Annotated in this window: 24 protein-coding genes and 1 pseudogene; 12 read left to right on the forward strand and 13 right to left on the reverse strand. The window is 43.5% G+C overall.

Annotated features, from left to right (window positions below; all coding sequences use genetic code 11):
* Positions 1-62 precede the first annotated feature (62 nt).
* The 6 genes from PPIS_RS25445 to PPIS_RS18300 all read left to right on the forward strand — a co-directional run bounded on the left by PPIS_RS25445 (position 63) and on the right by PPIS_RS18300 (position 5,906).
* Positions 63-716 carry a hypothetical protein gene (locus tag PPIS_RS25445; RefSeq protein ID WP_249031226.1) on the forward strand — a complete coding sequence of 218 codons (654 nt, stop codon included), beginning with the start codon at positions 63-65 and terminating at the stop codon, positions 714-716.
* Between the two features lie 63 nt (positions 717-779).
* Positions 780-1,586, forward strand: a complete 807-nt coding sequence (locus tag PPIS_RS25450) for a hypothetical protein (RefSeq protein ID WP_249031227.1) — start codon at positions 780-782, stop codon at positions 1,584-1,586.
* 145 nt (positions 1,587-1,731) lie between these two features.
* Complete coding sequence (locus PPIS_RS18280; protein ID WP_010377302.1) at positions 1,732-1,971, forward strand: hypothetical protein; 240 nt, start codon at positions 1,732-1,734, stop codon at positions 1,969-1,971.
* A gap of 257 nt (positions 1,972-2,228) precedes the next feature.
* A complete protein-coding gene (locus PPIS_RS18290; RefSeq protein ID WP_010377305.1) occupies positions 2,229-3,041 on the forward strand; it encodes a hypothetical protein in 813 nt (270 codons plus the stop codon).
* Positions 3,013-3,345, forward strand: coding sequence for a hypothetical protein (locus PPIS_RS18295; protein WP_010377307.1), 333 nt, complete (start codon positions 3,013-3,015; stop codon positions 3,343-3,345). The genes PPIS_RS18290 and PPIS_RS18295 overlap by 29 nt, the downstream gene beginning before the upstream one ends.
* Before the next feature lie 542 nt (positions 3,346-3,887).
* Entirely contained in the window at positions 3,888-5,906 is a 2,019-nt protein-coding gene (locus PPIS_RS18300; RefSeq protein WP_036957588.1) for an ATP-binding protein, read from the forward strand.
* A gap of 149 nt (positions 5,907-6,055) precedes the next feature.
* Here PPIS_RS18300 and PPIS_RS18305 read toward each other — a convergent pair whose 3' ends face one another.
* From PPIS_RS18305 to PPIS_RS18325, 5 genes are all read right to left on the reverse strand, one after another.
* Positions 6,056-6,415 (reverse strand): hypothetical protein, encoded by a 360-nt coding sequence (locus tag PPIS_RS18305; protein WP_010377311.1) that lies wholly within the window; start codon positions 6,413-6,415, stop codon positions 6,056-6,058.
* A 2-nt stretch (positions 6,416-6,417) separates the two neighbouring features.
* Positions 6,418-7,581 (reverse strand): hypothetical protein, encoded by a 1,164-nt coding sequence (locus PPIS_RS18310; protein WP_010377313.1) that lies wholly within the window; start codon positions 7,579-7,581, stop codon positions 6,418-6,420.
* Positions 7,574-7,960, reverse strand: coding sequence for a hypothetical protein (locus tag PPIS_RS18315; protein ID WP_010377315.1), 387 nt, complete (start codon positions 7,958-7,960; stop codon positions 7,574-7,576). Before PPIS_RS18315 ends, PPIS_RS18310 begins: the two co-directional genes overlap by 8 nt.
* A gap of 533 nt (positions 7,961-8,493) precedes the next feature.
* Entirely contained in the window at positions 8,494-9,717 is a 1,224-nt protein-coding gene (locus PPIS_RS18320; protein WP_010377317.1) for a tyrosine-type recombinase/integrase, read from the reverse strand.
* 171 nt (positions 9,718-9,888) lie between these two features.
* Entirely contained in the window at positions 9,889-10,749 is an 861-nt protein-coding gene (locus tag PPIS_RS18325; RefSeq protein WP_010377319.1) for a YicC/YloC family endoribonuclease, read from the reverse strand.
* A gap of 153 nt (positions 10,750-10,902) precedes the next feature.
* Here PPIS_RS18325 and rph point away from each other — a divergent pair, with 153 nt between their 5' ends.
* Together rph and pyrE are read left to right on the forward strand one after the other, a co-directional pair.
* Positions 10,903-11,616: a ribonuclease PH gene (gene rph / locus PPIS_RS18330; RefSeq protein WP_010377321.1), complete on the forward strand. Its 714-nt coding sequence runs from the start codon at positions 10,903-10,905 to the stop codon at positions 11,614-11,616.
* Positions 11,617-11,637: 21 nt separating this feature from the next.
* Positions 11,638-12,282, forward strand: a complete 645-nt coding sequence (gene pyrE / locus PPIS_RS18335) for an orotate phosphoribosyltransferase (protein ID WP_010377323.1) — start codon at positions 11,638-11,640, stop codon at positions 12,280-12,282.
* Positions 12,283-12,380: 98 nt separating this feature from the next.
* Here pyrE and PPIS_RS18340 read toward each other — a convergent pair whose 3' ends face one another.
* Both PPIS_RS18340 and PPIS_RS18345 read right to left on the reverse strand, forming a co-directional pair.
* Entirely contained in the window at positions 12,381-13,094 is a 714-nt protein-coding gene (locus tag PPIS_RS18340; protein WP_010377325.1) for a response regulator transcription factor, read from the reverse strand.
* Between the two features lie 130 nt (positions 13,095-13,224).
* Entirely contained in the window at positions 13,225-14,385 is a 1,161-nt protein-coding gene (locus PPIS_RS18345; RefSeq protein WP_010377327.1) for a M23 family metallopeptidase, read from the reverse strand.
* A 179-nt stretch (positions 14,386-14,564) separates the two neighbouring features.
* Between PPIS_RS18345 and PPIS_RS25185 the strand changes: the two genes are divergently transcribed.
* Entirely contained in the window at positions 14,565-14,726 is a 162-nt protein-coding gene (locus PPIS_RS25185) for a hypothetical protein (protein WP_019647244.1), read from the forward strand.
* A gap of 16 nt (positions 14,727-14,742) precedes the next feature.
* Here the strand turns inward: PPIS_RS25185 and PPIS_RS18350 are convergent, their stop codons facing one another.
* The 6 genes and pseudogenes from PPIS_RS18350 to trhP (PPIS_RS18375) form a co-directional block, all read right to left on the reverse strand.
* Positions 14,743-15,675, reverse strand: a complete 933-nt coding sequence (locus PPIS_RS18350; RefSeq protein ID WP_010377329.1) for a GGDEF domain-containing protein — start codon at positions 15,673-15,675, stop codon at positions 14,743-14,745.
* 2 nt (positions 15,676-15,677) lie between these two features.
* Positions 15,678-16,082, reverse strand: coding sequence for a response regulator (locus PPIS_RS18355; protein ID WP_010377331.1), 405 nt, complete (start codon positions 16,080-16,082; stop codon positions 15,678-15,680).
* Between the two features lie 2 nt (positions 16,083-16,084).
* The gene (locus tag PPIS_RS18360; RefSeq protein ID WP_010377332.1) at positions 16,085-18,772 is read right to left on the reverse strand and encodes a PAS domain-containing sensor histidine kinase; all 2,688 of its coding nucleotides are present in this window, start codon (positions 18,770-18,772) and stop codon (positions 16,085-16,087) included.
* 232 nt (positions 18,773-19,004) lie between these two features.
* The gene (locus PPIS_RS18365; RefSeq protein WP_010377334.1) at positions 19,005-19,250 is read right to left on the reverse strand and encodes a YfhL family 4Fe-4S dicluster ferredoxin; all 246 of its coding nucleotides are present in this window, start codon (positions 19,248-19,250) and stop codon (positions 19,005-19,007) included.
* Positions 19,251-19,252: 2 nt separating this feature from the next.
* The gene (gene trhP / locus PPIS_RS18370; protein WP_010377336.1) at positions 19,253-20,611 is read right to left on the reverse strand and encodes a prephenate-dependent tRNA uridine(34) hydroxylase TrhP; all 1,359 of its coding nucleotides are present in this window, start codon (positions 20,609-20,611) and stop codon (positions 19,253-19,255) included.
* A 44-nt stretch (positions 20,612-20,655) separates the two neighbouring features.
* A pseudogene (trhP, locus tag PPIS_RS18375) lies at positions 20,656-21,729 on the reverse strand (prephenate-dependent tRNA uridine(34) hydroxylase TrhP); the annotation flags it as partial.
* 584 nt (positions 21,730-22,313) lie between these two features.
* Here trhP (PPIS_RS18375) and ndk point away from each other — a divergent pair.
* The 3 genes from ndk to pilW all read left to right on the forward strand — a co-directional run bounded on the left by ndk (position 22,314) and on the right by pilW (position 25,712).
* A complete protein-coding gene (gene ndk, locus PPIS_RS18380) occupies positions 22,314-22,745 on the forward strand; it encodes a nucleoside-diphosphate kinase (protein WP_010377338.1) in 432 nt (143 codons plus the stop codon).
* Between the two features lie 195 nt (positions 22,746-22,940).
* A complete protein-coding gene (gene rlmN, locus PPIS_RS18385) occupies positions 22,941-24,077 on the forward strand; it encodes a dual-specificity RNA methyltransferase RlmN (protein WP_010377340.1) in 1,137 nt (378 codons plus the stop codon).
* 141 nt (positions 24,078-24,218) lie between these two features.
* On the forward strand, positions 24,219-25,712 hold the full coding sequence (gene pilW / locus PPIS_RS18390; protein ID WP_010377342.1) for a type IV pilus biogenesis/stability protein PilW: 1,494 nt from the start codon (positions 24,219-24,221) through the stop codon (positions 25,710-25,712).
* The last annotated feature ends 2 nt before the right edge of the window (positions 25,713-25,714 follow it).

Here is a 25,714-nt window from a genome sequence, read left to right on the forward strand (position 1 = left end):
GGGCTATACTGCCCTTTTATTTAAAAATGGAATGGATACAGAACCAAAAGGGAGATCTAAAAGTGAAAGTTCTTTTTACGTCAATAGTTGTAATGACTGCACTGGCAGGTTGCTCCGCGACCATGCCTAACATCGCCGGAAAGACTAAGACAGATACGTCGGTCCAGAAAATTGAAAAAACAGATCCGGACATACAAGCGGCACTAGCCGACATGAAACTCGTTGGATTCAGACAGGAAGACTTCGGCAGTGAGGAGGCATTCAACTCGGCAGCTAAGATGGTGGCAAATTTAGGTGCCGAGTGGCAAACCTTTAACTCTTGGACCGAGGAGCTGCTAGATCCGAATAATCAAAGTAAAGCCTTGGAGCGCATCCGCACAGCCAACGATGAGCGACGCCAAAAAGAAAAGAAGATAAATTTTTCAAAAATAGATCGCTATTCCGACGAAGTTGATAAGGCCATGAAGTACGGATTCCATGATTGCTTTAATGATTCTGGTCAAATGTTATCAGTAGACGATTTCATCAGCCATTATACGCTTACCAACGTTGCCTCTTTCAAAAGCACAGTTGAGCTTTATGAGCGTTGTTTAATCAACGGAGGTAATGAGTGTACAGAGAACGGTCGGGAGCTGAACTTGGATAAATTCTTGGTGAAGCACAATGAAGCCGCTCCTCAAGCGCGTAAGGATCTAGCCTTTAATGAATATTACTAATACTGTGCAGTGCGGACGCCAGTTTCATCTGTTCAATACACCATCTCGGCTCATGACAATGACGTGATGGGCAGTCTTATTGCAGCGGCGGCATCGCGAGTTGGTTGGGATAGTGCGCTTAAAATGGCTCGTGATGTGTTAAACATGCAATCCAGATCTGGAGCAATGAATATGATTGCTGCCAACTTCTATAATTATCAACGAACTGGATACTTTGATGCGTTTGATATCAGACCGTTCGCAATTGGGCGCTCCAGTGTTATCTCCGTAATGCTCGTGGGTGGTATGTGTGCAGCGTTTGGTACAGGTAGTAGCAGCCAGGATAGTGACATCGAAATTGATGAGCTCGCTATCGCGCTGGGAGCTAAACCTCGTCAAGCGGATGGAGGTTACCATTGTTTGAAATGGACAGACGGTAACTGGAAACGTGTTGCTGATTACATTGCTGGCGAAAGCGAGGGTCTTCGTGGGTTTATGTCGGTGTACTCTCCTGCATTCAACAACTATCAGGTGCCTTATTGGAGCTATCCCGGTCCGTACCAGCACGACTCAACTATTCAGACTCAACTCCAGAAAAAAGGAAGTGGTATTGCAAGTTACACAGAGAAAGTCACGGAGCGAGAAACCTGCTCTACATATGCGGCAGGCCATTCAGGACTCGCAACTTGGTCTTATCCTGCCTGTGATTACCTAGAAAAGGCAAGCGAGTCAATGAAGGCCAAAGAAAAAATGATGCAAACCGCAGGTCGGTTTGATGCCTACATATGCAGCAGATCAGAGGCTGTGAATGGTTATGGAAAACCGGATCTGTCACGTTGTCCCACAGTCTTTTCTCGCGAAAAGATAGAAGCTGGTGAACACAAACGCTAGATCATCGAATTCAACTTCTCCACTCATTCTTTTAGGGGCTCAGGCCCCTTTCTTTTTGTCCAAATTGGGCAGTTTGGCGTGCCATCTAAAGCTTGCTCACCTGAGAAAATATTAGTCAAAGAGAGTAGAGATAAATGAGGACACTATGGCGGCAGAGATTCAATTGAACGGACTGGTACTTCCAATAAATGATGCTCACATTCATCAAAGGCGAGGCGTAACCGCTGCAAGAGCAGAATCTGGTGAACCTCTTCATTTCACGGTATTGAAGAGCCTCGATGGTCGATACACGAAAACATATTGTGGACTCGCCAGAGTCGATAACACCGATGACTTTTTGAAGATCATGGAGTGGGGAGATCACTTCGAACCTATTGCTTCTTAGTATCAAAGGGGGACTCAATGATTATCAGTATTTTCAGAAAGATTTTCAGAAGAGAGCCCACCCCTGTTCTGTACTCTCAACTGTCCAGTCTTGTGGATGAAATGCGGACTTATCAGGCTGATATCGAGCGCTTTCATGCAGACATAGAGGCGTCAGCTAGCCATTTTGAACACATTCTCGAACCCAACAATTTCATTAGCGCAGAGTGGGTTAACGGAAATCTACACGTAAAACATCGTCATTAAGAGGTATTTAGAATGGAACTGAATGAAAAAGCGAAAATTGCCGCACTCTATCAGGAGCTTAGTAAAGCTGATGTTTCTGACCCGAATAAGCTGGTTGGACAGCTTGAATCAGCGGCCAAATCGATGATGCAGGGTATGAATAGTCATCTCATTAAAGATGAGCAGATTAAAACCAGTGTTTTTGATTTTGCTCATATGAATGAGCAGTATCGACAGCTATCTGAGCAGCAGATGAAAATTGTTGATTCTGTCCAGTTGCTAATGAAGCAGGTTGAAAGCATGGGGCTCGATAAACCAACTCAAGATAACTGGCTATCTAAAACGCTTTCTAACTATCAAAGAGGTTATCTGGAGAACGATATTTTCACTGAAGCAGCAGGAGCCATGGTGTGGATGGCTGCAAAGGCTATCCAGAAAATCTTTTTTGAGTCAGATAACGCTAAGCAGCAACAAGCAGCCCAGGAACTAAAAAAAGATATTGGGAAAATGACAAAGGCCCTAGGTGTTGAGTTATCCCGCCTTCAACTAGAGGTCAAAACAGAACAGCGGCATGGACTGATGTCAGACGGGATAAGCAATGCCAAACGGTTGGAGCAAAGCGGCCAACAGAAGGAGGCTGATAAGCTGATAGTTAGTACCTATAACAAGCTATCTCACTCTGCCAAGAAAGAGTACAGCCAATATCAGCCTCGCCCAGAACATCAAAAATCTATATCCCAGGCTCAATCGAGAGAAAAAGAACGCCAAGCGGTATCGTCAATCCAGCATCAGCAACACAGTGAAAAAAGAATCGACCGTGACAAAAACAAGTCAATTGGTCGTTGAGAATTACATTCAAGAAAATGAGGAAACTGAAATGGAAAAAGCAATCTTAGCAGTGACTACCGCATCTATGCTCTCTTTGGCTGGGTGTGCTGCCAACCCTGATCGAGTCGATGGCGTAACGTTCACTTTAGAACCCTACAAGGGCGAAAAACTCTGTCATATCGTCTATGACCCGGCCAAAGTCTCAGAGGCTAGTATGGAAGATGTGGGCAGGAAGTTGGGAGCTTCGTATAGAAGTAAAATAGATCAATGCACATTTGTAAAAGTTGATGCTAAACAATCTGATGTTCTATTGAAGGAATAAAAAATATAACTGGTGTATGTTTGTGTTTAGTTATAACTATCTCAGATATAGGCAGATTTCCTGCCTATATCAATCAACTGGATAATATCTCATACTTAATCTGCATTTAAGTTTGGCTCTAAAGAGTCAATTTCTGAAATAGAGCTCCTTCACTATTTTCCTGCTAGTGATCTTAGAACAGGCTTCAATTGGGTCGCAAAGAGACCAGCTAAAAGACCTTATTGAGAAATTTGATGCAACTTAATGTGCAAACGATGAACAGGTCGGCCAAGCCAACCTGACAAGTGAATCATCATACACATGAAGGTCAGCCACCCTGAAAGCAAACAGTCCAAAGCCAAGAATCGCGTTCATAACTAGACAAATGCAACAGCCCCTCGGTCAACCTTGATGCTTTAACCTTCTGGATGAATGAGCAAGCCATCAAGCAATGGCTCCAGGGATGGATTGATCACCAAGGCTCTGCTAAGGTTAATAGTTTTCGTAAATTAGGCTAAGATGTTCCGCATGAAAATTAAAGATGAAAGGATGTGTCTGTGAATATGTCCCAAGAGCGAACAACAGGTATTACTGATGCTTCGATAAAAAAAAGATTTGGCGCAATCCCTGCTTGGAAAATGCTGAGCGAATACATCTGGAACGGCTTGGATGCTGGCGCTTCTAACGTAGATGTAATTATTAATACCACTGGTGAGCTTGGTGGTGTTGAATCAATTGAGATTCATGACAATGGTGAAGGCATAGACTTTCATAATTTAGATCGAAACTTTGACAATTGGGATGATTCTTCAAAAAAACATGCGACTTTGAAAGGTAGTCAGGGAAGAGGGCGCTATTCATTTCACAAATATGCAGCTACAGCAACTTGGTATACTAGAAATAATGGTGAAAATGCACGTATTGAAATTAATTCAAGTAGCATAAAAACTTACAAATTTGAGCCTTTGGACGGTACTGATAAAGTAAAAAATAGTGTTAAAGATGGTAGCGGAACATCAGTTTTTCTTTCCGGTATAACTAGTGATAAATCTCAAAAAATACCGTCAATTGATAATGTTATTCATTCACTTTCAAATGAATTCGGTTGGAAGCTTATAGTTTGCTCTGAAATCGGTATATCAGTTAATGGTCATCCTTTAACCTCTCCTCAACACAAGTTATTTAAAGATACTATAGAAATCGATGGAAATAAGTTCTCATCGAGTATTATTCAGCGGTTGAATAAGCCATCTGGAGAGAAATCCTATAACTATTTCAGAGATTTAAAAGATCGACAGAAACATAGAAGTCTCACAGGTTTTAACTATAAGAATGATTTTTTCATAAGCGGTTATATTCAATCTGAATGGTTTAATGACTTTCAAGCAACTTCGTCCCTAAACAACGATCTTTTTATGGATAACGAAAAAAATGATGGGGCTAAAGTTCTAGATAAACTACTAAAAGAACTACATAAAAAAACAGATGAAATTTATCAGACTTTCCTAAGAGAAAGAGCTGCTCAGCTTGTAGATGAGTTCGAATCAAAAGGGTACTTCCCTGTGTATCAATGGGAGCAGGATGCAGATAGACTGGTAAGAATAGAGCATACTAAGAAGCTCGTCACCAGCATCTGTATGGCAGATCCATCTACCTTCAATGGCTTAAAGGCTAAACAAACTAAAATTATAATCGCTTTGCTGGATAGGCTCTCCACGTCTAGTGAAAATGATAGTCTATTCGATGTGCTAGAAAGCATTTTAGATTTGGATAAAAAGCGCTTAGGCGAATTTGCTTCTCAAATAAGTAAATCCAAACTCGACAGCATAATTAGCACAATTGGACATCTTCAAAAGCGTGATTTAGTCATACAAAAAATGAAGTACCTATTCAAGGAACATGCTAAAGAGGTTCTAGAAACTCCAGATTTGCAGGGTATTATCGAAGCTAACACATGGTTGTTTGGCTCTCAATATACAACTATCGGCGCTGAAGAAGATGATTTTTCTAAGACAGCTAAAAATCTTAGAGAATCAGATATAGAGGTACTAGATGGGGACAAAATTAATTCGAGTGATTTGATTGAAGGTGCGACTATCGAGGGTGCAAATGGACAGGTTGATTTATTCCTTGCCCGTAAGATGATTACTCTTGACCACTCGACTCAAGAAGAGTTTATAAAATGTACAATTATTGAGATAAAGAGACCCAGTATTGCGCTGAACAAAAAGCATTTGTCACAGGCTGAGCGCTATGCTGAAGTTTTGATTAAACACCCAGAATTTAATGATGAAAGAATGCGGTTTGATGTTGTTCTTGTAGGTACAAAGATATCTAAGAATGACACTCAAATACTTAGAAGATTGAAAGATCTCGCTGGTAAAGGTGGTGCTGGCTTAGTATCTGGTGCTGATGAACGAGTACGAGTTTACGTCAAAAGTTGGTCCACAATTTTTAATGATTTTGATGTTACTCATAGCGCTTTATTAAGTAAGTTAAAAATTCAAAGGAGTAGATTAGAGTATCAGTCAAAAAATACTCTTGTGAATGAACTGCAAGTTCCTATTCCTGAGGAATCGTAATTTATCAGCGCTAGAATTCATCTGGGTCTATGTGCTAGCAATACTAGCTGAGAATTAATTTGACACTGAAAATCTGGTAACTGTCATATTAAGTCTGAGCTAGTACAATTTAAGGAAAGTGTTATTATTCTCTATACGCCATTTATCCTCTATTTTTCCTTCTCAGCTTCATTCAATGCTTTTCTCATCTCTGCTAAGTCTCCTTTGAGGTCATCCATTGACTCACCGTTATCCGCTTCCAACTGAGAGCGAAGTTTTTTGAGCTGCTTTATTCGCTCGTTCCTTTCAGCGTTTTCCGACGAGAGGAGGGCCTTATCATGCTGGTTGGGTGAATCAAACTCAGCCCAAGCCTTAGAGAAGTCACGATGAAACTCTTCCGAGCGGATTTGTTGTTGAACTTCATGTGTTTTTTGTTGGATAAGAACTTCCTGCCTACCAGTTAAGGCAAAGTAGATCACAATGGCTGTGATTGGGCAGGCAATGATGATGCCATACAGTACAGATTTCATTTTTAATTACCTCCTTTTATGCCTGGCTGAGACACTGTGAAGCTTGCCTCCGTGGAGTTGCTGAGATTGAATGCTTCCTCAGTTTGTAAGCGCTCGGACGTTCTCATTGAAAGATTACGGGACTTGGATGAGCGGTTGTCGGTGCTTGCATACTGAGCATTAGACGTTGATGCTTCTTTTGAGTTAGTTCTGGTAGTCGATAATGAAAAAAGTGTGTCGTGATTTAATGATGTCTCCAGCTCCCATGACTCTCCAAAGAGTGAGTTTCCTCGGCCAAAGATAGTGAACTCGCCAATTGATGCTGACAGATTTTTTGGAACAGCAGAAAAAGAGCCACAAGACCATTCGTATTTTCCTTCATACTTATACCCTCGTGTCGATGGCACTACGCAGTTCCTTCCAAATTGTCTATCTATTATCTTCAAGGCCTTTTCTGGCAAGTCATTACGTATGAGCTGTTTACTCATCGCCTTGGCAAGTGCCATTTTTATCTCGGACTTGTCACTTCCGTTGACCGAAATCCCGCTTGATATGTCATCTAGCGTTGCTTCTGCTACAAGCCCGTATGTCACCCAGCAGACGCCCTCTCTTTTCAGGTGCTCAGAAGGAACTCTTATGGATGAAGGCATGCCAGTGGTCGTCCAGTTGAAAGCTGCCTGCTGCAACTCAACTTGGCATTGTCCCAGTGTTTTTTCTTTGTTCCAGGCCATACAGGCCTGCACGCTTGTAACTAGGGGTTTGGGTTCTAGCTCTGGAAATTGTGGCGCTTGTGGGTTCGTAATGAGCGAACAATTTCTGATGAGGTTTGCTGTTTTCCCTCTTACAGATTTGCCTTTTTCGACATAGGCAAATAGCTCTAAGAGAATAGAAAGTGGTGCTGTTTTCACTGAAAGACGGTTAGCATTTTGATATTGCTGCCTAGATGAAGCTTCGCTTGCATTTCGAACTGACGTGGAAGTCGTGTCTCTTTTTTCCTCACCTTTTCTTGCTTCCTCTCCCTTTTGGCGTTGTAACTCCATGCTTGTCTCATCGTTCAACGTGGTTTCTTTTTGGGTGCGCTTTTCCTGTGAGGATTTTTGGCCAACAGTGGCGCTTTCTTGAGCAAGTGTAATGTTTGAGTATGCAATTAGTGTAAAGGCCAGCAAACTCAATGACTTTTTAATCATGTTGAAAAGCCTCCTTGAGCAAGGTGATTTGTGAGATGCTATTGATACTCGGCTCTACCAGCCATGCGTATCTGTACCTTTGAACGCTTTTACAGAGCGCAACTATGTACTGATCTGCGTCCTGAGGTTCTGAATGGATTTCCTCGTCTTCTTCTGCGGCCATAAAATCAGAAAAATCATCAAAGGCTGCTTTGCTTAGGTACTCAGCCAAATGAGTTGCATCGTCAGAACTCTTGCACAGCAAAACCTCCGGCCAGAGCAGGTCACCATCTGGCCCCCGATTGCCGGGCTGATCGGGGGGATCTAACCTGACGACCCAAACTTCTCTTAGCTCATGTGCTCCAGCTAGGTTGAGCAGTTCAATGCCATTTAACTTCATAAAAATAACTCCGTACTTAGTGGACGGAGCCATTATCCCGCTGATAACTACCGAGTTTGGCACGCCAAACTGCCCGATTTGGACAAATGTCTTGTCGGTATAGTCAGAAGGAAATTTCCAGATTTTGACCTGGGTTGGTGTTGCTGGTTGAATGTATATAAATGAATTTAAAAAGATATTTATGTTTCGTTACATGTCACGAATGTAAAGTGTGACATGTAACACCACTGCCAGTGACATATGTGGGAACGTTGCACGTTAAACCTTGGGCATATTGGTTTGCTGCACGATTAACCCCTTAAACCTATGGGATGGCTGCACGATAGGGACCGACCAAAGCCCAATTTGGGGCGTTTACTGAACAAAATGAAGGCCAAATCACTTGTATGCGGACTTTTTCGTTGGTCTGGGAGCGTATGTGGGGCCGTTGCACGGTTAACTAGAAGATATATGGGAACGTTGCACATCTGGCCTAAACTAAGCCGCTGGAACAAGCAGTGTCAGATTTAGCTTGTTCCATGAAGGATAACTTATTACTCCAGATGAATGAGAGGTGTAACTAGATCGGCTACCTTCTGGTGAGCAGCTTTCCGTTCTCCAAAGTACTCATACCGGTCATATATCCCGTCAACTCCTCCCTGCCGGTGATTGATGCACAACCGAGCGACGTGATTTGGTGTTCCTACTGATGCAGCTAGACTCCTGAATGTTCGCCGTAAGTCATGTACTGTAAAATGCTCTATGTCACACATCACGTTGGGTGGCTGAATCTTCCTCCCAGCTTCTCGTCCAAACAACTTTGAGATTGCGCTATTCAGGGTATCAGGTCCCATATGTAATAGATTGCTTCGGCGTCGGGCTGGAAAAACGTATTCAGAACCCATCGATCTTACTTTGAGCTCACTGAGCCATGTCATTGCTTGGCTTGGCAGAGGAATAGATATAGCGATGCTTGTCTTTACCCGCCACTCTGGGATATGCCAGACAGATTCCTCTAGGTCGAACTCTGACCAGGGAGCCTCACACAGTTCACTCTTCCTATTACCTAGTACCAAGAAGAGATAGCACAATAAATAGTTCTCTCTACCAAAACTGTTTAGATGACTACGAAATACTTTAAATATTTTCTCTATTTCATTTAGCTCTAATGCTCGCTTACGAGTTTTTTCGAGCCCTCCAGCATCGTTTATTGTGAACGGTGCAGCGGGATTATTGGCGGTTAGCTCAAGCTTTAATGCGTGCTTGAAAAGTTGCTTCATGTAACCAAGCGTGTCATTGGCAATGGTCAAACGGCCACTATCCCTAACTCTTTGAATTATCTCTCGAACATCCAGAGCTGTGACGTCCTGGATTTTAAACTCGCCGATGACCGGCTTAATCTCCTTCCGATATATTCGCGCTGGAATGTTGGGATGCTTTAGCCTTGGCTCTAAATCGTTTTTATACCAATCCTCAAATAAATCATCGACCGATATGATACCAGTCCACTTTTGACGCTGTTTTGCAATGAGGGGATCTACGCCTTGCCTTAAGTCACGTTTAAACACTTCGGCTTCTGATCTTGCATCGGCCAACGACATACCAGGGTACTGCCCCAGAGTCATTTGTTTACGTTTGCCATTTCCACTATATCGAAGGGCCCAATAGGGCGCTCCCGAGTCTGGAACGACAAAGTAGAGTCCTTTTCCGTCGGATTTCCTTGTCGGCTCTCCTGATTTTGCAAGTGATGCCACCTGCTTTGCGGTCATTGATGCCATTGTGCCTCCTAATACTCACCATTTGATGCAAGTATAGCGAGGCATTACTCACCAGTTAACTCACCACTTAGATGAAACAGATTGAAACGTAAAAGAACAGAGTGAAAATAAAAAGCCCTGCTAAATCAGGGCTTTGGTAATCATTGGAAAGCTTTGGAAAACAAGAGAAAATTATTCAATATTCTGGATCTGTTCGCGCATTTGCTCAATTAACACTCTAAGTTCAACGGCGGCGTTGGTGATATCGCTGTTGATTGACTTTGAGGCTAGGGTGTTAGATTCGCGGTTGAATTCTTGCATCATAAAGTCTAAACGACGGCCACAAGCGCCTCCTTTTTTGAGGATTTTGTGGGTTTCTTTGACGTGTGACTTGAGGCGGTCGAGTTCTTCTGCAACATCTTGCTTTTGCGCAAGGTAAATCAGCTCTTGCTCTAGGCGGCCTTCGTCGATGTCGGTTTTTAGTTCTTCTAATTTTTGTGAAAGTTTTTCACGTTGCCACTTAGTGACTTCAGGCATGTAGCCTTCAACGATGGCAACTTGCTCTAGAATACCTTCAAGACGAGTGGTGAGCATGGTTTCTAGGTTTTCGCCTTCACTTGCTCGTGCAGCTTTAAAGTCTTCTACAAGTTCATCAAAGCCACCTAACAGTTCGCTGTTTACGGTGTCTAAATCGACTTCTTCGGCTTCCATTACGCCTGGCCAGCGTAGAATATCTACAGGGTTAATATCACCGCCGCTTTGTGATTGTAGCCACTTTGCGCTTTCAACAAGTTGCTTTGCGAGCGATTCGTTGACGGTTAGTTGGCCAACGTGTGCAGGATTTGCGGTGAACTTTAGGAATACTTCAACTTTGCCGCGTTGTAAGTGTTTACGCAGGCGTTCACGTATTACTGGCTCTAAGCCTCTAAATTGTTCTGGTGCGCGGATAAAGGTTTCGAGGTAGCGTTGATTCACTGAACGAATTTCCCAAACCCCAGTGCCCCAGTCACCTTTCACTTCTTTGCGGGCGTAGGCGGTCATACTATGGATCATATAAAGTCCCTAAATTAGCTTGGTTTAACCGAAGCATTATAGCCGAATTTCCGCACAGCCCTAAAGTGAATTTTATTTTTAGTCGGATCGCGTGGCATAGTCTCTATGATCCCTTTATAATGTACGGCAAATTTTGATGATGGGGGAACGTGGATGCGTCCAAGCGAAAGAACTGCAAATCAGATCAGGCCGGTTACATTTACTCGTAACTATACAATGCACGCTGAAGGCTCAGTAATGGTAGAGTTTGGTAACACAAAAGTGTTATGTACGGCTTCTGTAGAAGCGGGTGTGCCACGCTTTATGAAAGGTCAAGGCAAGGGCTGGATCACCGCAGAATACGGTATGCTTCCGCGCTCTACACATACGCGCAACAACCGTGAAGCGGCGCGTGGCAAACAAGGTGGCCGCACCATGGAGATTCAACGCTTAATCGCACGCGCACTCCGTGCTGCAGTTGATTTAAAAGCGTTAGGTGAGAACACCATTACTATCGACTGTGATGTGATTCAAGCGGACGGTGGTACACGTACGGCGTCAATTAGCGGTGCTTGTGTGGCATTGGTAGATGCTCTAACGCACATGCGTGCCAAAGGCATGATCAATGTAAACCCGTTAAAGTTTATGATAGCGGCAATCTCGGTTGGGGTTTATAAAGGTCAGCCAATTACCGATCTTGAGTATCTTGAAGATTCAGAAGCTGAGACAGACATGAATGTGATCATGACTGAAACTGGCAAACTGATTGAAGTACAAGGGACAGCTGAAGGCGAACCGTTCTCGTTCGACGAGCTAGATGAGTTACTTGGTCTTGCGAAACACTCAATTCGTGAAATCATTGATCTACAAAAGCAAGCGTTAGCGTAATCAACACTCAGTAGGAAAAACATGAAACCGTATCAAAAAGAGTTTATTGAATTTGCCTTAGAAAAGCAGGTGCTTAAGTTTGGTGAGTTTACGTTAAAGTCTGGTCGTACTAGCCCTTATTTTTTCAATGCAGGCTTGTTTAACACAGGTCGTGATCTGGCGCGTTTAGGTCGTTTCTATGCTTCGGCATTGGAAGATGCTAGCATTGAGTTTGATGTGTTGTTTGGCCCAGCGTACAAAGGTATTCCTATTGCGACAACGACTGCCGTTGCACTTGCCGATCATCACAACAAAGATGTGCCTTATTGCTTTAATCGTAAAGAAAAGAAAGAGCACGGTGAAGGCGGTAACTTAGTAGGTTCGGCGCTTGAAGGTCGTATTATGCTTGTTGATGATGTGATCACCGCGGGTACTGCTATTCGTGAGTCGATGGAAATTATTGCTGCTAATGGTGCTGATCTTGCCGGTGTATTAATCGCATTAGATCGCCAAGAAAAAGGCAAAGCTGAGCTTTCTGCTATTCAGGAAGTTGAGCGCGACTTTAATACTCAAGTGGTGTCTATCGTGAAATTGGCTGATCTGATCACATACCTTGAGCAACAAGGCGGTATGGATGCGCACTTGGATGCAGTTAAAGCATACCGTGATAGCTACGGTGTAGCGTAAGGGTAAGACCTACGATTTTCTGCTGATGGCTAGTACCATGCTAGCCATCTATTTTATTCTCTCTCATCTCAGTTTTATTGTGTGTCTATACACAGCTCTTAATTCAAACTCACTATTGGTATATGGCGTAGCGCCCAATTAGCAAGCTCAACTCGGTTGCGTGAATTGGTTTTTTTAAATGCGCTGTAGATATGCGTTTTAACTGTATGACTACTGATGTTTAGTCTATCTGCAATATCTTCGTTTTTAGCACCAGCAGCAATAAGCTTGATCACAGACTTTTCTCTGCCGGTAAGCATATTTAACTCTTCATTACTTAAGATAATGTCGCTGTTAGGCAATGCTTGTGGCATCGCGGCAATCAGTTCGCTAAATGCCTCTGAGATGGCGCTGCGACAAAACCAAAGTTCGCCTTTGAGCACACTGCTTAATCCTTGAAATAACGTCTCTGGCGGAGCATTGTGATAGAGTATGCCTTTTACATTGCCAAGTAGCGCCGTTTTTTCATTAACGCTGTCTTCATTGGCATTAAAGAGCAGGACTTTATATTTAGCCGCCAATAGTTTTACTTCAGCACTAATGAGTTCGTTGCAATCTCGGTGCTCTGTATCTACCAAAAATAATGCGATTTGTTCACGCAGCGCAGGCTCTGGTAGTCGAGTATCAACTTTTACCGTATGTCCTAGCGTCTCTAGCACTTTGATAAGCACAGTATAATTGGTGGAACTGGTATTCGCTCGAGCATGAGTCAGAATAAAAAATGCTCGATCTTGCCATGCTAGCGAGTTGTTGGAATATTCCTTTGCAAACATAGAAGTATTAAATCCTTTTTTATTCCAGATTAAATTTAATATACATTTGTTTTACAAAAAATTTAAGTTATTTATTAGGCTCCAGCTAAAAAGCTGAGCCTAATACCATGCTTGGGTAAGCAAAGGTTGTTTACTTGTACAATGCACGCCATGCACAAGTACGATAGCCGTTCTTCTCAAAGAAGAAGCGATTACAGTTATCGTCATAGTTGGAGTTACCCACATCTATACGATAGCCGCTGATGTACCAGTTATGCAGCGAAATATGCCCACCGTTGTACAGCAGCGAAAAGTGAACGTGAGGACCGGTTGATTGGCCTCCTTGGCACAATGCTGTTGCTTTATCGTCCGCATAACGGCCAAGCCAAGCACCTGCAGAAATGACATCACCAGTGTTATATTGCAAACTTTCCATGTGGTAATACTGAGTTGAATAACCGCTTGAGTGAGTCACGCGAATATTACAAGCTGAGTAACGAGTCACTGTGCCGCCATGCGCTGCTTGAACCCAAGGTGTATTACTTCCCCAGCCACCTGAGCCGTTATTAAAATCAAGCGACGAGTAAGGGTAACCAGAGCCTGTATTTGAGTGTGCACCACCGCTATACCAAGCGTAACCGGATGGCCATGGGAAGCTCATGCTAAAGCTAGCAGCTGATACCGCTTGTGTTGATGCCTGCTCACTAAAAGCGATGCTGTTGTCCGCTTTTAATGCCAACGACTCGCCGTTAAATAACGCTTCGTATGTATTGAATAGGGCATCTGCCGATGCGTGTGTCAGATCAGCAAGTGCGACAGTTGCTTCGTTTACCGCTGGTAACTTTTTGGCTTTGCCTTCATCACGAAGTTTTTGGAATGCGTAGTATCTCGCACTTAGATTAAGCGCTACATCTTTTACTTGCGCATCAAACCCTTGTTCATGAGAAAGTTTACCAAACGGTGCTGAGAGAGAGTGTTTATCAGGATTGCTTACCACACCTGACTCAAGCTCCATTAGTGCCAGCAATAACTTAGGGTTGATACTGGCATATCCTGCATAGTGCAAGATCACTTCGAGCTTATCACTTAAATGCGGTGCCGTGCTATCAAGCACTTGCTGCCAATCAACTTGCTGTAAAGCATTGCTGAAAAGAAACAGTTCAGGGTTTACTGCCATTACACTTGAAACAGGTAAGGCACTGATGTGTTCAGCAGTAAATTCAGGCATAGCTACTGAGTCATGTTGACCAGCAGCTGTTGCCTGATGTGAGAGGAGCGCGACTAAACACGCTGATAGATAGTGGCGTTTCATGTTGTATCCTTTCTGTTTGTTTTTTGTTCAATCAAGTTATACCTAAATGTGAGTATTTTGTAAAATAAAAGTTTAAAATATGGTTTTGTAGAGTGAGAGGCTTAGATTTTTGCCTGCTAGGTTGGGTTTTTTTGTAAAAGCGACTATAAAAAAGAAAGTGGTGTGATGTGGAGGTTGCTATGAAAAGGCTAATTACCCTGTCTCAACTAGAAGAGTTGCTAGAGGAAAGGCAGGGGGGAGAGCGCCGAAAACAACGAAGCAATGTTTTGCCTTTCGTCGAAAGGCGCAACCACGTAAGGAGAAAAGCCGACAAACAATACCTTCAAAATAGAATGGATTAGTACACTCCTTACCCTACTATTTTGCTGTGAGTCCTGCATCCGAGTAAAACGCGTAAGGTAATTGATTCGTCTTCGCGTGATACATAGCTTTATCTGCTTTAGCAACTAACTCTTCTGCTGATGTGGCGTCAGTTGGATAAATCACTGCGCCAATGCTTAAGTCCAGTTTTACTTCGCGGATATTGGCGCTTTCATCTTGGAGACAGTAATTATCACTGAGCAAGTCATACTTATGCTGAGCAAGTTTCCGTAACTGATTTTTTTCGGTTAGATGAGGGGCGATAACCACGAATTCATCACCACCGTAGCGTGCAACAAAGTCTGACGCACGTTTATACATTTTAAGTTTTGCTGCCAGTATTTTTAGCAATTGATCGCCTGCTTGATGACCTAGTTGATCATTGACTGGTTTAAAGTTGTCGAGATCAATAAACAGCACACCAAATCCATGACCATACCGCTCTGACTCAGAAATCGCTCTTTCTAATTCGTTATCAAATGCGCCGCGGTTATGTAGCATAGTGAGTCTATCCATCACCACTAGGTTCTCTAGATTCCGCTGCATTTCGTAGCGTTCTTTTGAGAAGGTGATTGTACGTGCCAGTAGTGGGCCGCTCACTTCGTGTTTTGGGATATAATCTTGCGCACCAAGTTGAATTGCCTTTTCGCCAAAAAGTGTTTCAGATACCCCAGTTAGCACGATTATAGGGGCGCTGATTGGCAACTGTTTTACTTTAATCAGCGTGGTAAGACCTTGGCTCTCATCGATATTTAAATCGATAAGGATAGCTTCTGGTTTGACTGTGTTTAAGGCGGTTTCAAGTTGTTCTAAATTTTTGAAGTGTTTAACGTTAAACTTTTGTCTACCATCAGTACTTGCAAGTGTGCGCTTTACTAAGTAAGCATCTTCATCGTTGTCTTCAAGAAGATAAATCAGCCATGTATTCATAGTTACCCTTGCACGACACAGTTATTGTCAAACCAATACTGCTTGATTAATTTGATCAACGACTCTAAATCACTTAAGCGTCCGGGCTTGGTAATATATGACTTAGCACCCAATTGATATGCTTTACGAATGTCACTGTGGTGAGTAGAGGTGGTATAGCATACCGTTATTAATTTATCGGCAACTTGTTCATTTTTTAAAGCTTCCATAACTTCAAAGCCACTCATTTTTGGCATGTTTAAATCCAGCAAAATAACTTGGTCGTAGGTTGCGATAGAGTCGAGGTAATGCAGCAGCTCATGACCGTCAGAAAAAATTTTAAGCTCTGGCGCATTGGCAATACTGCTGTATGCTCTTTTAAAAAAGTAGACATCATCTGGATCATCTTCAACTAATAACAGTTCCATTATTACTCCTTAACTTCTTTTGGCAGTATGATTTCAAACAAAGCGCCATCATCACTTTGCAGGCATTTTATTGTGCCGCCATGTAGTTTTACGATTTGTCGGCACAGCGCAAGTCCAATACCACTGCCATACTCTTGTGTGGTGCCAAAACGCCTGAACGGTTCAAAGATTTGCTGACGTCGAGATTTTGGGATCCCAAGCCCATTGTCTTTGTAATGGATCACCGTTTCATGGCCGGTTTGGCTGGTGTAAATTTGGATCACGGGCGTAAGCTCTGGTGACTTAAATTTAATGCTGTTACTGATTAAGTTTTGCAGCACTTGAAGAAAAAGCGAGGGATCAAGTTCGATAGGTAAATCACCATTCTCGAGTTTAATTTCAGCGCTGTTTTCCTCGATACTAAAGCTCATCACTTCACAAATATCTTCTAACAACAAAGTTAGATTGGTTGTTTGTAGCTTCAACTCATGGGAATGCAAGCGTGACAACTTGAGTAGGTCTTGGATCATGATCCGCATTCGTTGGCTAGCATCGACTAAGCGCTCTATTTCAAACTTTGCATCGTCGTAGTCTTTTAAATCTGGCGTAATTCTTTGCGCCAAACTGTCCGAAAAAGCGGTGATCTTTCTGAGAGGCTCTTGCAAATCATGAGAAGCAATATAGGCAAAGTGCTCAAGGTGGGCGTTGGATTCTTGCAGCTGTAATAGCAATTCGGTGTGCTCGGTCATATCGACAAAAGTACCCAGCATCAACTCTGGTTCGCCATTGTGATCTCGAGTGATCACGGTATCGACGGAGTAACACCAAACCCAATGGCCTTCTTTGTGTCTAAAACGATATTTTATCGGGATAAGTTCACCGTCTTGGCTGGCTCTCACTTCATCAATATGCTCGTAAACGAGTGCGCGTTCACTTTCATGAAAACATAGTTCCAAATTTGAGCTTTCTAGCTCTTGAATTGTATAACCAAGGAGTTGAGTATAACGCTTGTTTATACGCGTGTTCTTGTGGAGTTTTAAGTCGAAGAGATAAAGGCCACACACTGCTGAATCTATCATTCGCTGTAAAAAGCGCTGGTTGTCTTCAAGCTCTTTTTCTGCGAATTTTCGCGCAGTAATATCGACGGCGATACCAACGATCCGCTCAACTTGGTTCTTACTGTCTTTAAGTGGATAAAGAGTCGTCTGATACCAATGTTCTTTATTTTTGAATGGTATCATTTCGGTGTAATCTACGGGTTTTGCGACCTCAACGCAAAGTTGGTAGTTTTTTTCGATTCTATCTACTAGCTCCGCTTCTAATACTGTCCCTCTTAGTTGGCTGAGGGTTTTACCCAATATTTCATCAAGTTTGACGCCAGTGCGCTGGCAGGCAAACTTATTGTACTCGAGCACTCGAAATGTTTGCTTTTCTTCTACCTTTAATAGCCAAATAGCCTGACTTGCACCTTCGTAGATGGCATTGAGAATTTTGTTTTTTTCCGCCACTTGCAGCTCAAGGGATTTTTTCTGATGGATATTTCTAAGTGCTCCAGACATCACCAATGCTTTACCGTGGTCGTCAAATTGGCTGTTGCCTACGGCGGAAAACCACGCGTATTCTCCTTTGTTGTCTCGCCCTAAGTACTCTACAAAATATTGATCTTTGGTGGCAAAGTGATGGTCTATGGCATCTTGCACTTTGCCCTGATGGTCTGGGTGGATATGTGCAAACCAGTCGTCATAGGTGACTTTTTCGTCGTCGCGTTTACCTATCATGGTTTTTAAACGAGATGAATAGCTGACGCTGTTGTCGACAACGTTCCACTCCCAAATGCCATCTTCGGTTGCCCCGATTGCACGCTTCATTTGTTCGGTGGACTCCGCGAGTGCTTGCTCTGTGCGTTTAAGTGACGAAAGGTTATTAAACACCGCTAAAATGAGATTAGCACCGTCATGGGGTTCTTGTACTAAGCGCATCTCCATCGGGATTTGATTGCCAAATTTGTCTTTCACATGGCACAGTGCTTCTTTACTGTAATCGTTTTGGTTGAGTAGAGATTGGCTAATGGACTCTAAGCTGTCGAACGGATCATCCAAACTGACGATATCGTGTAATCTCAGTCCAATTAACGCATCTGGCGTGTCGTACCTAAGCTCGCGATAAAAATAAGGATTGCACTTACTCACGGTGAGTAGCTGGTCAAGCAGCAAGGTACTGGTGGGTAAGGCATCGAGCATAAACTCGGTGACTCTGTGTTGGTCTAGTTGCGAATGAAGCGCCTGCTTTTCATCGGTAATACGTTTGAGCCTTGCGGTTACGCCATGGAATTGATTGGGGGTTGGGATTGCGACAGCGCTTGGGATCAGTCTAAAAAGATAAACCGCCGTTACCATTGAGATAAACGCTGTGACTGCTTTTGAAATGCCATGAATACCATAAGCGCCATGCCAAACGGTATAAACGCCAATTAAGTGCGTGAGTCCACATAAAGTGATGAAGCTACAAAACAACACAAAGACCCAATTTTTGCCAACATCAGGGCGCTGTTTTGCATAAATCATAATCGCCATGGGAATCGAAAAGTAGGCTGCGGCTATCAAGATATCGGAGATAACATTGGTCCATAGCAGGTGAGGTTGCCACAAATAGCAATGACCATGTGGCATGTACGCGCTATTAAAAAATGACTCAAATGAGTTCAAATCCATGTTATTTCCTTACCTCAACGTGTAGCCAATTCATATCAAAACATCCGCCGTTAAGACGCTAAACGCACACTCAAGCTACGATAGTAAAATACGCTTTAAAAGTCCTATTGCTCTGCTTTAACTGTAGTATATCTATTTGAAATTTCGACAAGAGGCGTAAGAAATCTTTATCGTGAGGTAGGGAAGAGGCTTGTTGAGAGATTCACAAGGTGAAGCGCGTGGCTTCACCTTGTTATTCAGTGAGTCGAAGGTACTTTTCGGCTAACTGGTCAAGGCTTTCTTTGTGGTTTGGATCTGGTTTAATGCAATCAATGGGGCAGACACTCACACAGGTTGGTGTGTCGTAATGGCCGACGCATTCAGTGCATTTGTCAGGGTCAATTTGATAAATTTTATCGCCCATGTAAATGGCTTGATTAGGACACTCAGGGTCGCACATATCACAGTTGATACATTTATCATTAATAAGTAGTGCCATCGTTATGCCTTTTTAAAAGGATTACGAGTGTCCTCACTTTGGCCCAAATTGCGCATTAAAATGGCGTGACTTAAGTCTATGTCTTCTGGCAGTGGAATTTTGACGATATGACCAGAGCCCTTGGCGTCATCTATCGCTTCGCCTTTTTTATTTTCCATGTGTTCAAGATTAAAGTGAATATTGCCCTTTGGCGTCATTAATTCCAAGCTGTGACCAGTACAGAACTTGTTTTTAACCTCAATCTCAACGAGACCATTATTAGTGCGACCTAGCACTTCACCAACAAACTGCTGTTGGTCAGACACCGAATGACCGTAGTCGTAATTTTGATAGTCTTGATGTACATGACGTTTCAAGAAGCCCTCGGTATATCCGCGGTGGGCTAGGTTTTCTAGGGTTTTCATTAGGCTTGGGTCAAATGGTTTACCCGCAACGGCATCATCAATGGCTTTACGGTAAACTTGTGCGGTGCGGGCAACATAATAGAATGACTTGGTACGGCCTTCAATTTTAAGACTGTGCACGCCCATGCGGGTCAGTTGATCAACATACTGGACAGCACGTAAATCTTTGGAATTCATGATGTAAGTACCATGCTCATCCTCAAATGCTGGCATGTATTCACCTGGGCGACCTTGCTCTTCGAGCATAAACACTTCGTCGGTGGGTTGACCTTCCCCTAAGGTTGGAATAATTGCTTTTGGATCGACCTTATGGACAACATCGCCAGTTTCGTTTTCTTGACCAGGTTTGACATCGTAGCTCCAGCGGCAGGCATTGGTACAAGTGCCTTGGTTTGGATCGCGCTTGTTGATATAACCCGACAATAAACAGCGACCAGAATAAGCCATGCATAAGGCGCCATGAACGAACACTTCAAGCTCAGTGTCTGGGCACAATGTACGAATTTCTTCTATTTCTTGTAGCGACAACTCGCGAGAAAGAATAACGCGCTCAACCCCTTGTTTGGCCCAAAATTGCACCGCCGCATAGTTAACAGCATTCGCTTGTACGGATAGGTGAATTGGCATGTCTGGCCACTTATCGCGCACCAGCATAATTAGCCCGGGATCGGACATGATAAGCGCGTCTGGCTTCATCGCGATAACGGGTTCAATATCACGTAAGTAAGTTTTCACTTTGCCATTGTGCGGCGCAATATTTGATACGACATAGAGCTTTTTGTTTTGCTGGTGGGCTTCATTAATACCGATTTCGAGGTTGTTTAGGTCAAATTCGTTATTACGTACGCGCAGACTGTATCTTGGTTGTCCGGCGTAAACAGCGTCGGCACCGTACGCAAAAGCGTAACGCATATTCTTTAAACTGCCGGCAGGAGAGAGAAGTTCTGGTACAAACATGGTTTACCTCATACATTGAACTAGGGCCTGTTGACCTTTGCTGTTTTCTGTTGGTCAGACACCGAATGACCGTAGTCGTAATTTTGATAGTCTTGATGTACATGACGTTTCAAGAAGCCCTCGGTATATCCGCGGTGGGCTAGGTTTTCTAGGGTTTTCATTAGGCTTGGGTCAAATGGTTTACCCGCAACGGCATCATCAATGGCTTTACGGTAAACTTGTGCGGTGCGGGCAACATAATAGAATGACTTGGTACGGCCTTCAATTTTAAGACTGTGCACGCCCATGCGGGTCAGTTGATCAACATACTGGACAGCACGTAAATCTTTGGAATTCATGATGTAAGTACCATGCTCATCCTCAAATGCTGGCATGTATTCACCTGGGCGACCTTGCTCTTCGAGCATAAACACTTCGTCGGTGGGTTGACCTTCCCCTAAGGTTGGAATAATTGCTTTTGGATCGACCTTATGGACAACATCGCCAGTTTCGTTTTCTTGACCAGGTTTGACATCGTAGCTCCAGCGGCAGGCATTGGTACAAGTGCCTTGGTTTGGATCGCGCTTGTTGATATAACCCGACAATAAACAGCGACCAGAATAAGCCATGCATAAGGCGCCATGAACGAACACTTCAAGCTCAGTGTCTGGGCACAATGTACGAATTTCTTCTATTTCTTGTAGCGACAACTCGCGAGAAAGAATAACGCGCTCAACCCCTTGTTTGGCCCAAAATTGCACCGCCGCATAGTTAACAGCATTCGCTTGTACGGATAGGTGAATTGGCATGTCTGGCCACTTATCGCGCACCAGCATAATTAGCCCGGGATCGGACATGATAAGCGCGTCTGGCTTCATCGCGATAACGGGTTCAATATCACGTAAGTAAGTTTTCACTTTGCCATTGTGCGGCGCAATATTTGATACGACATAGAGCTTTTTGTTTTGCTGGTGGGCTTCATTAATACCGATTTCGAGGTTGTTTAGGTCAAATTCGTTATTACGTACGCGCAGACTGTATCTTGGTTGTCCGGCGTAAACAGCGTCGGCACCGTACGCAAAAGCGTAACGCATATTCTTTAAACTGCCGGCAGGAGAGAGAAGTTCTGGTACAAACATGGTTTACCTCATACATTGAACTAGGGCCTGTTGACCTTTGCTGTTTTATTTTTGTTCTCCTGAGTGTGTTTTGGTCGCGACGCTCGACTTGCCGCCTAGTAATCTAGGCAAAAGTTGAGCAACAATGAACAAAGCGCACTCAGGTGAACCCAAAGGGCAGCGCTTGATTGGCATTTCTACTGTGTTATCGCCTGACTCACATAGAACAACTATGCTACGCAGGCTCTGCCTTGTATAAATACCAATCAAACTGCTGCAAAAACAAACTTGAAAGATAAACAGGCCCTAATTACGGGTCAGCTGTTGAGTGATTTCGCGTGCTGATTCTAAAAAGCGGCGCAGTATAGAAGAAAGCTAAGTAAGTAATTTTGATGTAGATCAGGTTTTTTGACATTGTGCAAGGAAGGGCAAGTGACCTTGCTGTTAAGGCTTCTGCTGGCAATTCTGCGTATTTAATCGACAAATAATTCACCAAACTTTCGTTTCTTCGCAAAGAAAGCGGCGCGAGATAGTAGGTTTTTTCTACCAAAACACGTATAATTCGCGCCCGTTAATATTCACAATAATATTTTGGAGCAAAAAAGATGGCTTTAGAGCGCACTTTTTCAATCATCAAGCCTGATGCTGTAGCTAAAAACCACATCGGTGCTATCTACAACCGTTTTGAGTCTGCTGGTCTTAAAATCGTTGCATCAAAAATGGTTCACCTTTCTCAAGAGAAAGCTGAAGGTTTCTACGCAGAGCACAAAGAGCGTCCTTTCTTTGGTGCACTAGTTTCTTTCATGACTTCTGGTCCAGTAATGGTTCAGGTGCTTGAAGGTGAAGACGCAGTTCGTAAAAACCGCGAAATCATGGGTGCTACTAACCCTGCTGAAGCGCTAGCTGGTACACTACGTGCTGACTACGCAGACAGCATCGACGAAAACGCAGTACACGGTTCTGACGCGCCTGAGTCTGCTGCTCGCGAAATCGCTTACTTCTTCGCTGAAGAAGAAATCTGCCCACGTACTCGTTAATTCGAGACTTGGTGCCAAAGAAGGGCTTTCGAGCCCTTTTTTTGTCCCGTAGCTAAGTAAAGGGATTAGCGTGCTTTGTAAAGTAATCACACTACTTCACAAAACACGTTACATTATTTGTGATGTTTGCTGCTTTTTTGTACAATGCGTTGTTGGCAATTTAGCTGTTCTTACCGTCTTTAACCGAGGTTGTTCATGACCACTATTGAGAAAAAAATTAACTTACTTGATTTAAATCGCGAGGGGATGCGCGAGTTGTTTGCATCATATGGCGAAAAGCCGTTTCGCGCGGATCAGGTGATGAAATGGATTTATCATTTTGGTATCGACAACTTTGATGACATGAGCAATTTGAACAAAAAGTTGCGTGCGCGGTTGCAGGCTGAGTGTGAGATTAAAGCACCTGAAATTTCAGTAAAGCAGGTGGCTTCTGACGGTACCATTAAGTACGCCCTATTGCTTGAAGGCGGCCAAGAAGTTGAAACTGTGTGGATCCCAGAAAAAGACCGAGCAACACTGTGTGTATCTTCTCAGGTTGGTTGTGCTTTGGAATGCACTTTCTGCTCAACGGCACAGCAAGGCTTTAATCGTAACTTAAAAGTGTCTGAGATCATTGGCCAGGTTTGGCGCGTGGCAACCGACATTGGTCTGCATAAAGGCGATAGCACTAAACGTCCAATTACTAACATCGTTATGATGGGGATGGGTGAGCCTCTGTTAAACCTAAATAACGTTGTACCAGCGATGGAGCTGATGATGGACGATTGGGCGTTTGGTTTATCCAAGCGCCGCGTTACGCTAAGTACATCGGGAGTGGTACCAGCGCTTGATATCTTGAAAGAAAAGATTGATGTGGCACTGGCGATTTCGCTACATGCGCCAAACAATCCACTACGTGATGTGCTTGTACCAATCAACAAAAAGTATCCGATTGAAGAGTTCCTTGCAGCATGTCGTCGTTATATCGATGGTTCTAAAGCAAATAAAGACGTCACCATTGAGTACGTGATGCTACAAGACGTTAATGACAGTACAGATCATGCCCATGAATTAGTCGAAGTACTCAAAGGCACGCCGTCAAAAATTAACTTAATCCCATTTAACCCGTTCCCGGGTAATGAATATGGCCGCTCTAGCAACAGCCGCATCGATAGATTTTCTAAGGTGTTACAAGCTGCAGGACTGACGTGTATCGTTCGTCGCACCCGTGGCGATGACATTGACGCTGCATGTGGACAGCTAGTGGGTGATGTTGTGGACAGAACCAAACGTTTAGCTAAGAAAAAGCAGCGTGACGACAACGCCATTGCTGTCAATGTGAGCGCACAATAATATTCATGAGCTGGGTTTACCCAGCTCATTTCATCTTGACCACAGATAAGTTCTGACTATCTGGTAAAAAATAGATGAATCTCTTAGCCTTTTGGGTAATATAGGGCACACATAGAACCCAGTGGCATTCAAAGGTGAGTGATGCAATCGCGAAATTATCGCAAAACAGGATTGGCTGCATCCATTCTCGCAGGCGCGAGTTTAGTTCTGTCAGGTTGTGTGACGGAGAGTAGTTATCGCTCCGACGGGCGTCCTGTGGCCGAACAACAAGTCAATAACACCAATGCCGCAAGAACTCGTATTGCACTGGCACTTCAATATCTCAATTCAGGTAACACTACCTCAGCCAAATTTAATTTAGAGCGGGCATTACAACTAGCGCCAAAACTGGCCGAAGCCCATTATACGTTGGCGTATTATTACGAGCAGGTGGGTGAGCAACAACGTGCTGATAATGCCTATCAGGCGGCTTTGGATATTGAGCCAGATAACCCCGACACGCTAAATAACTATGGCACTTTTCTTTGCCGCGTTGGTCAGTATGACAAAGCGAGCCAATATTTTTTCAAAGCGATAGAGGTACCAAGTTATTTGCGGGTGTCGGCAAGCTATGAAAACTTGGCGCTGTGTGCGCTGAAACAAAATGAGTATTCCCTAGCCGAGGAGTATCTGCAAAGCGCGATTAAGCATAACGCTCAGCAGATGTCGTCGCAACTTGCGCTCGCGGGCCTATACTATGCTCGCAGTGATTTCTTAAGAGCAGAAAATGTACTTGATAATGTTGCCAAGCGTGGATTTATTTCACCAAGAAACTTAATGCTTGGGCATTTAGTACATATGCAAATGGGGCACTTACAGAAGGCGCAAGACATCGCCACGACTTTGGTGCAAAGCTACCCTAAATCTGTTCAAGCAGGGCTCATCTTAACGAATAATATCGCTGCAAGTGAATTTGAACGGTTGCGCAATCGCTACCGAGAAGCGCAGTTAAATAAGCTTGCCGAGGCGTCGCCTAGTCATATTGTAGCGAATCCAAAAATTAAAATTAAACGTAAGAAAACGCAACCGAATTCAACGCAATCATTCACCGTTGATTCACCCGTTGAGGCCAATAATTTTGCGCCTTCGGCAAAACCTGAAGTGGTAAAAAGTACGTCTTTAGTAAACGTTAGCTCGGACTCTGAAGCTCGGGTTGAGTTTTATCAACCGGACCCATCGGAAGTTACATTTAGTCCTCGCTCACGTGAGCCTCAAGTGTTAGCGACTACCTCATCAAGCAGTTCAAGTGTACCGTTATTAAATCGTGACGTTGCGCCTCCTCAGGTACCTTTTCATACTGTGATTGCAGGTGAAAACCTATTTAGTATTTCAGTCAAATACGACATTAAAATGGTTGAATTGATGGAATATAATCAAGTGCGGGAATCTGCAAGATTGTACGCAGGTCAAAAGGTGTATCTTAACAATCCCAATGTCGTGCATGAAATTGCGGCGGGAGATACTTTGCTCAGTATTGCCGATCGATATGGTGTGTTGATCGATGAAATTATGCGATGGAATAAACTCACTCCTGATGTGGCACTGCAAGCAGGCCACGGATTATTAATTGTAGACCCAACAAATTACGTTTTATGAAC

It is taken from the genome of Pseudoalteromonas piscicida (genome assembly GCF_000238315.3).
Taxonomy (GTDB): domain Bacteria; phylum Pseudomonadota; class Gammaproteobacteria; order Enterobacterales; family Alteromonadaceae; genus Pseudoalteromonas; species Pseudoalteromonas piscicida.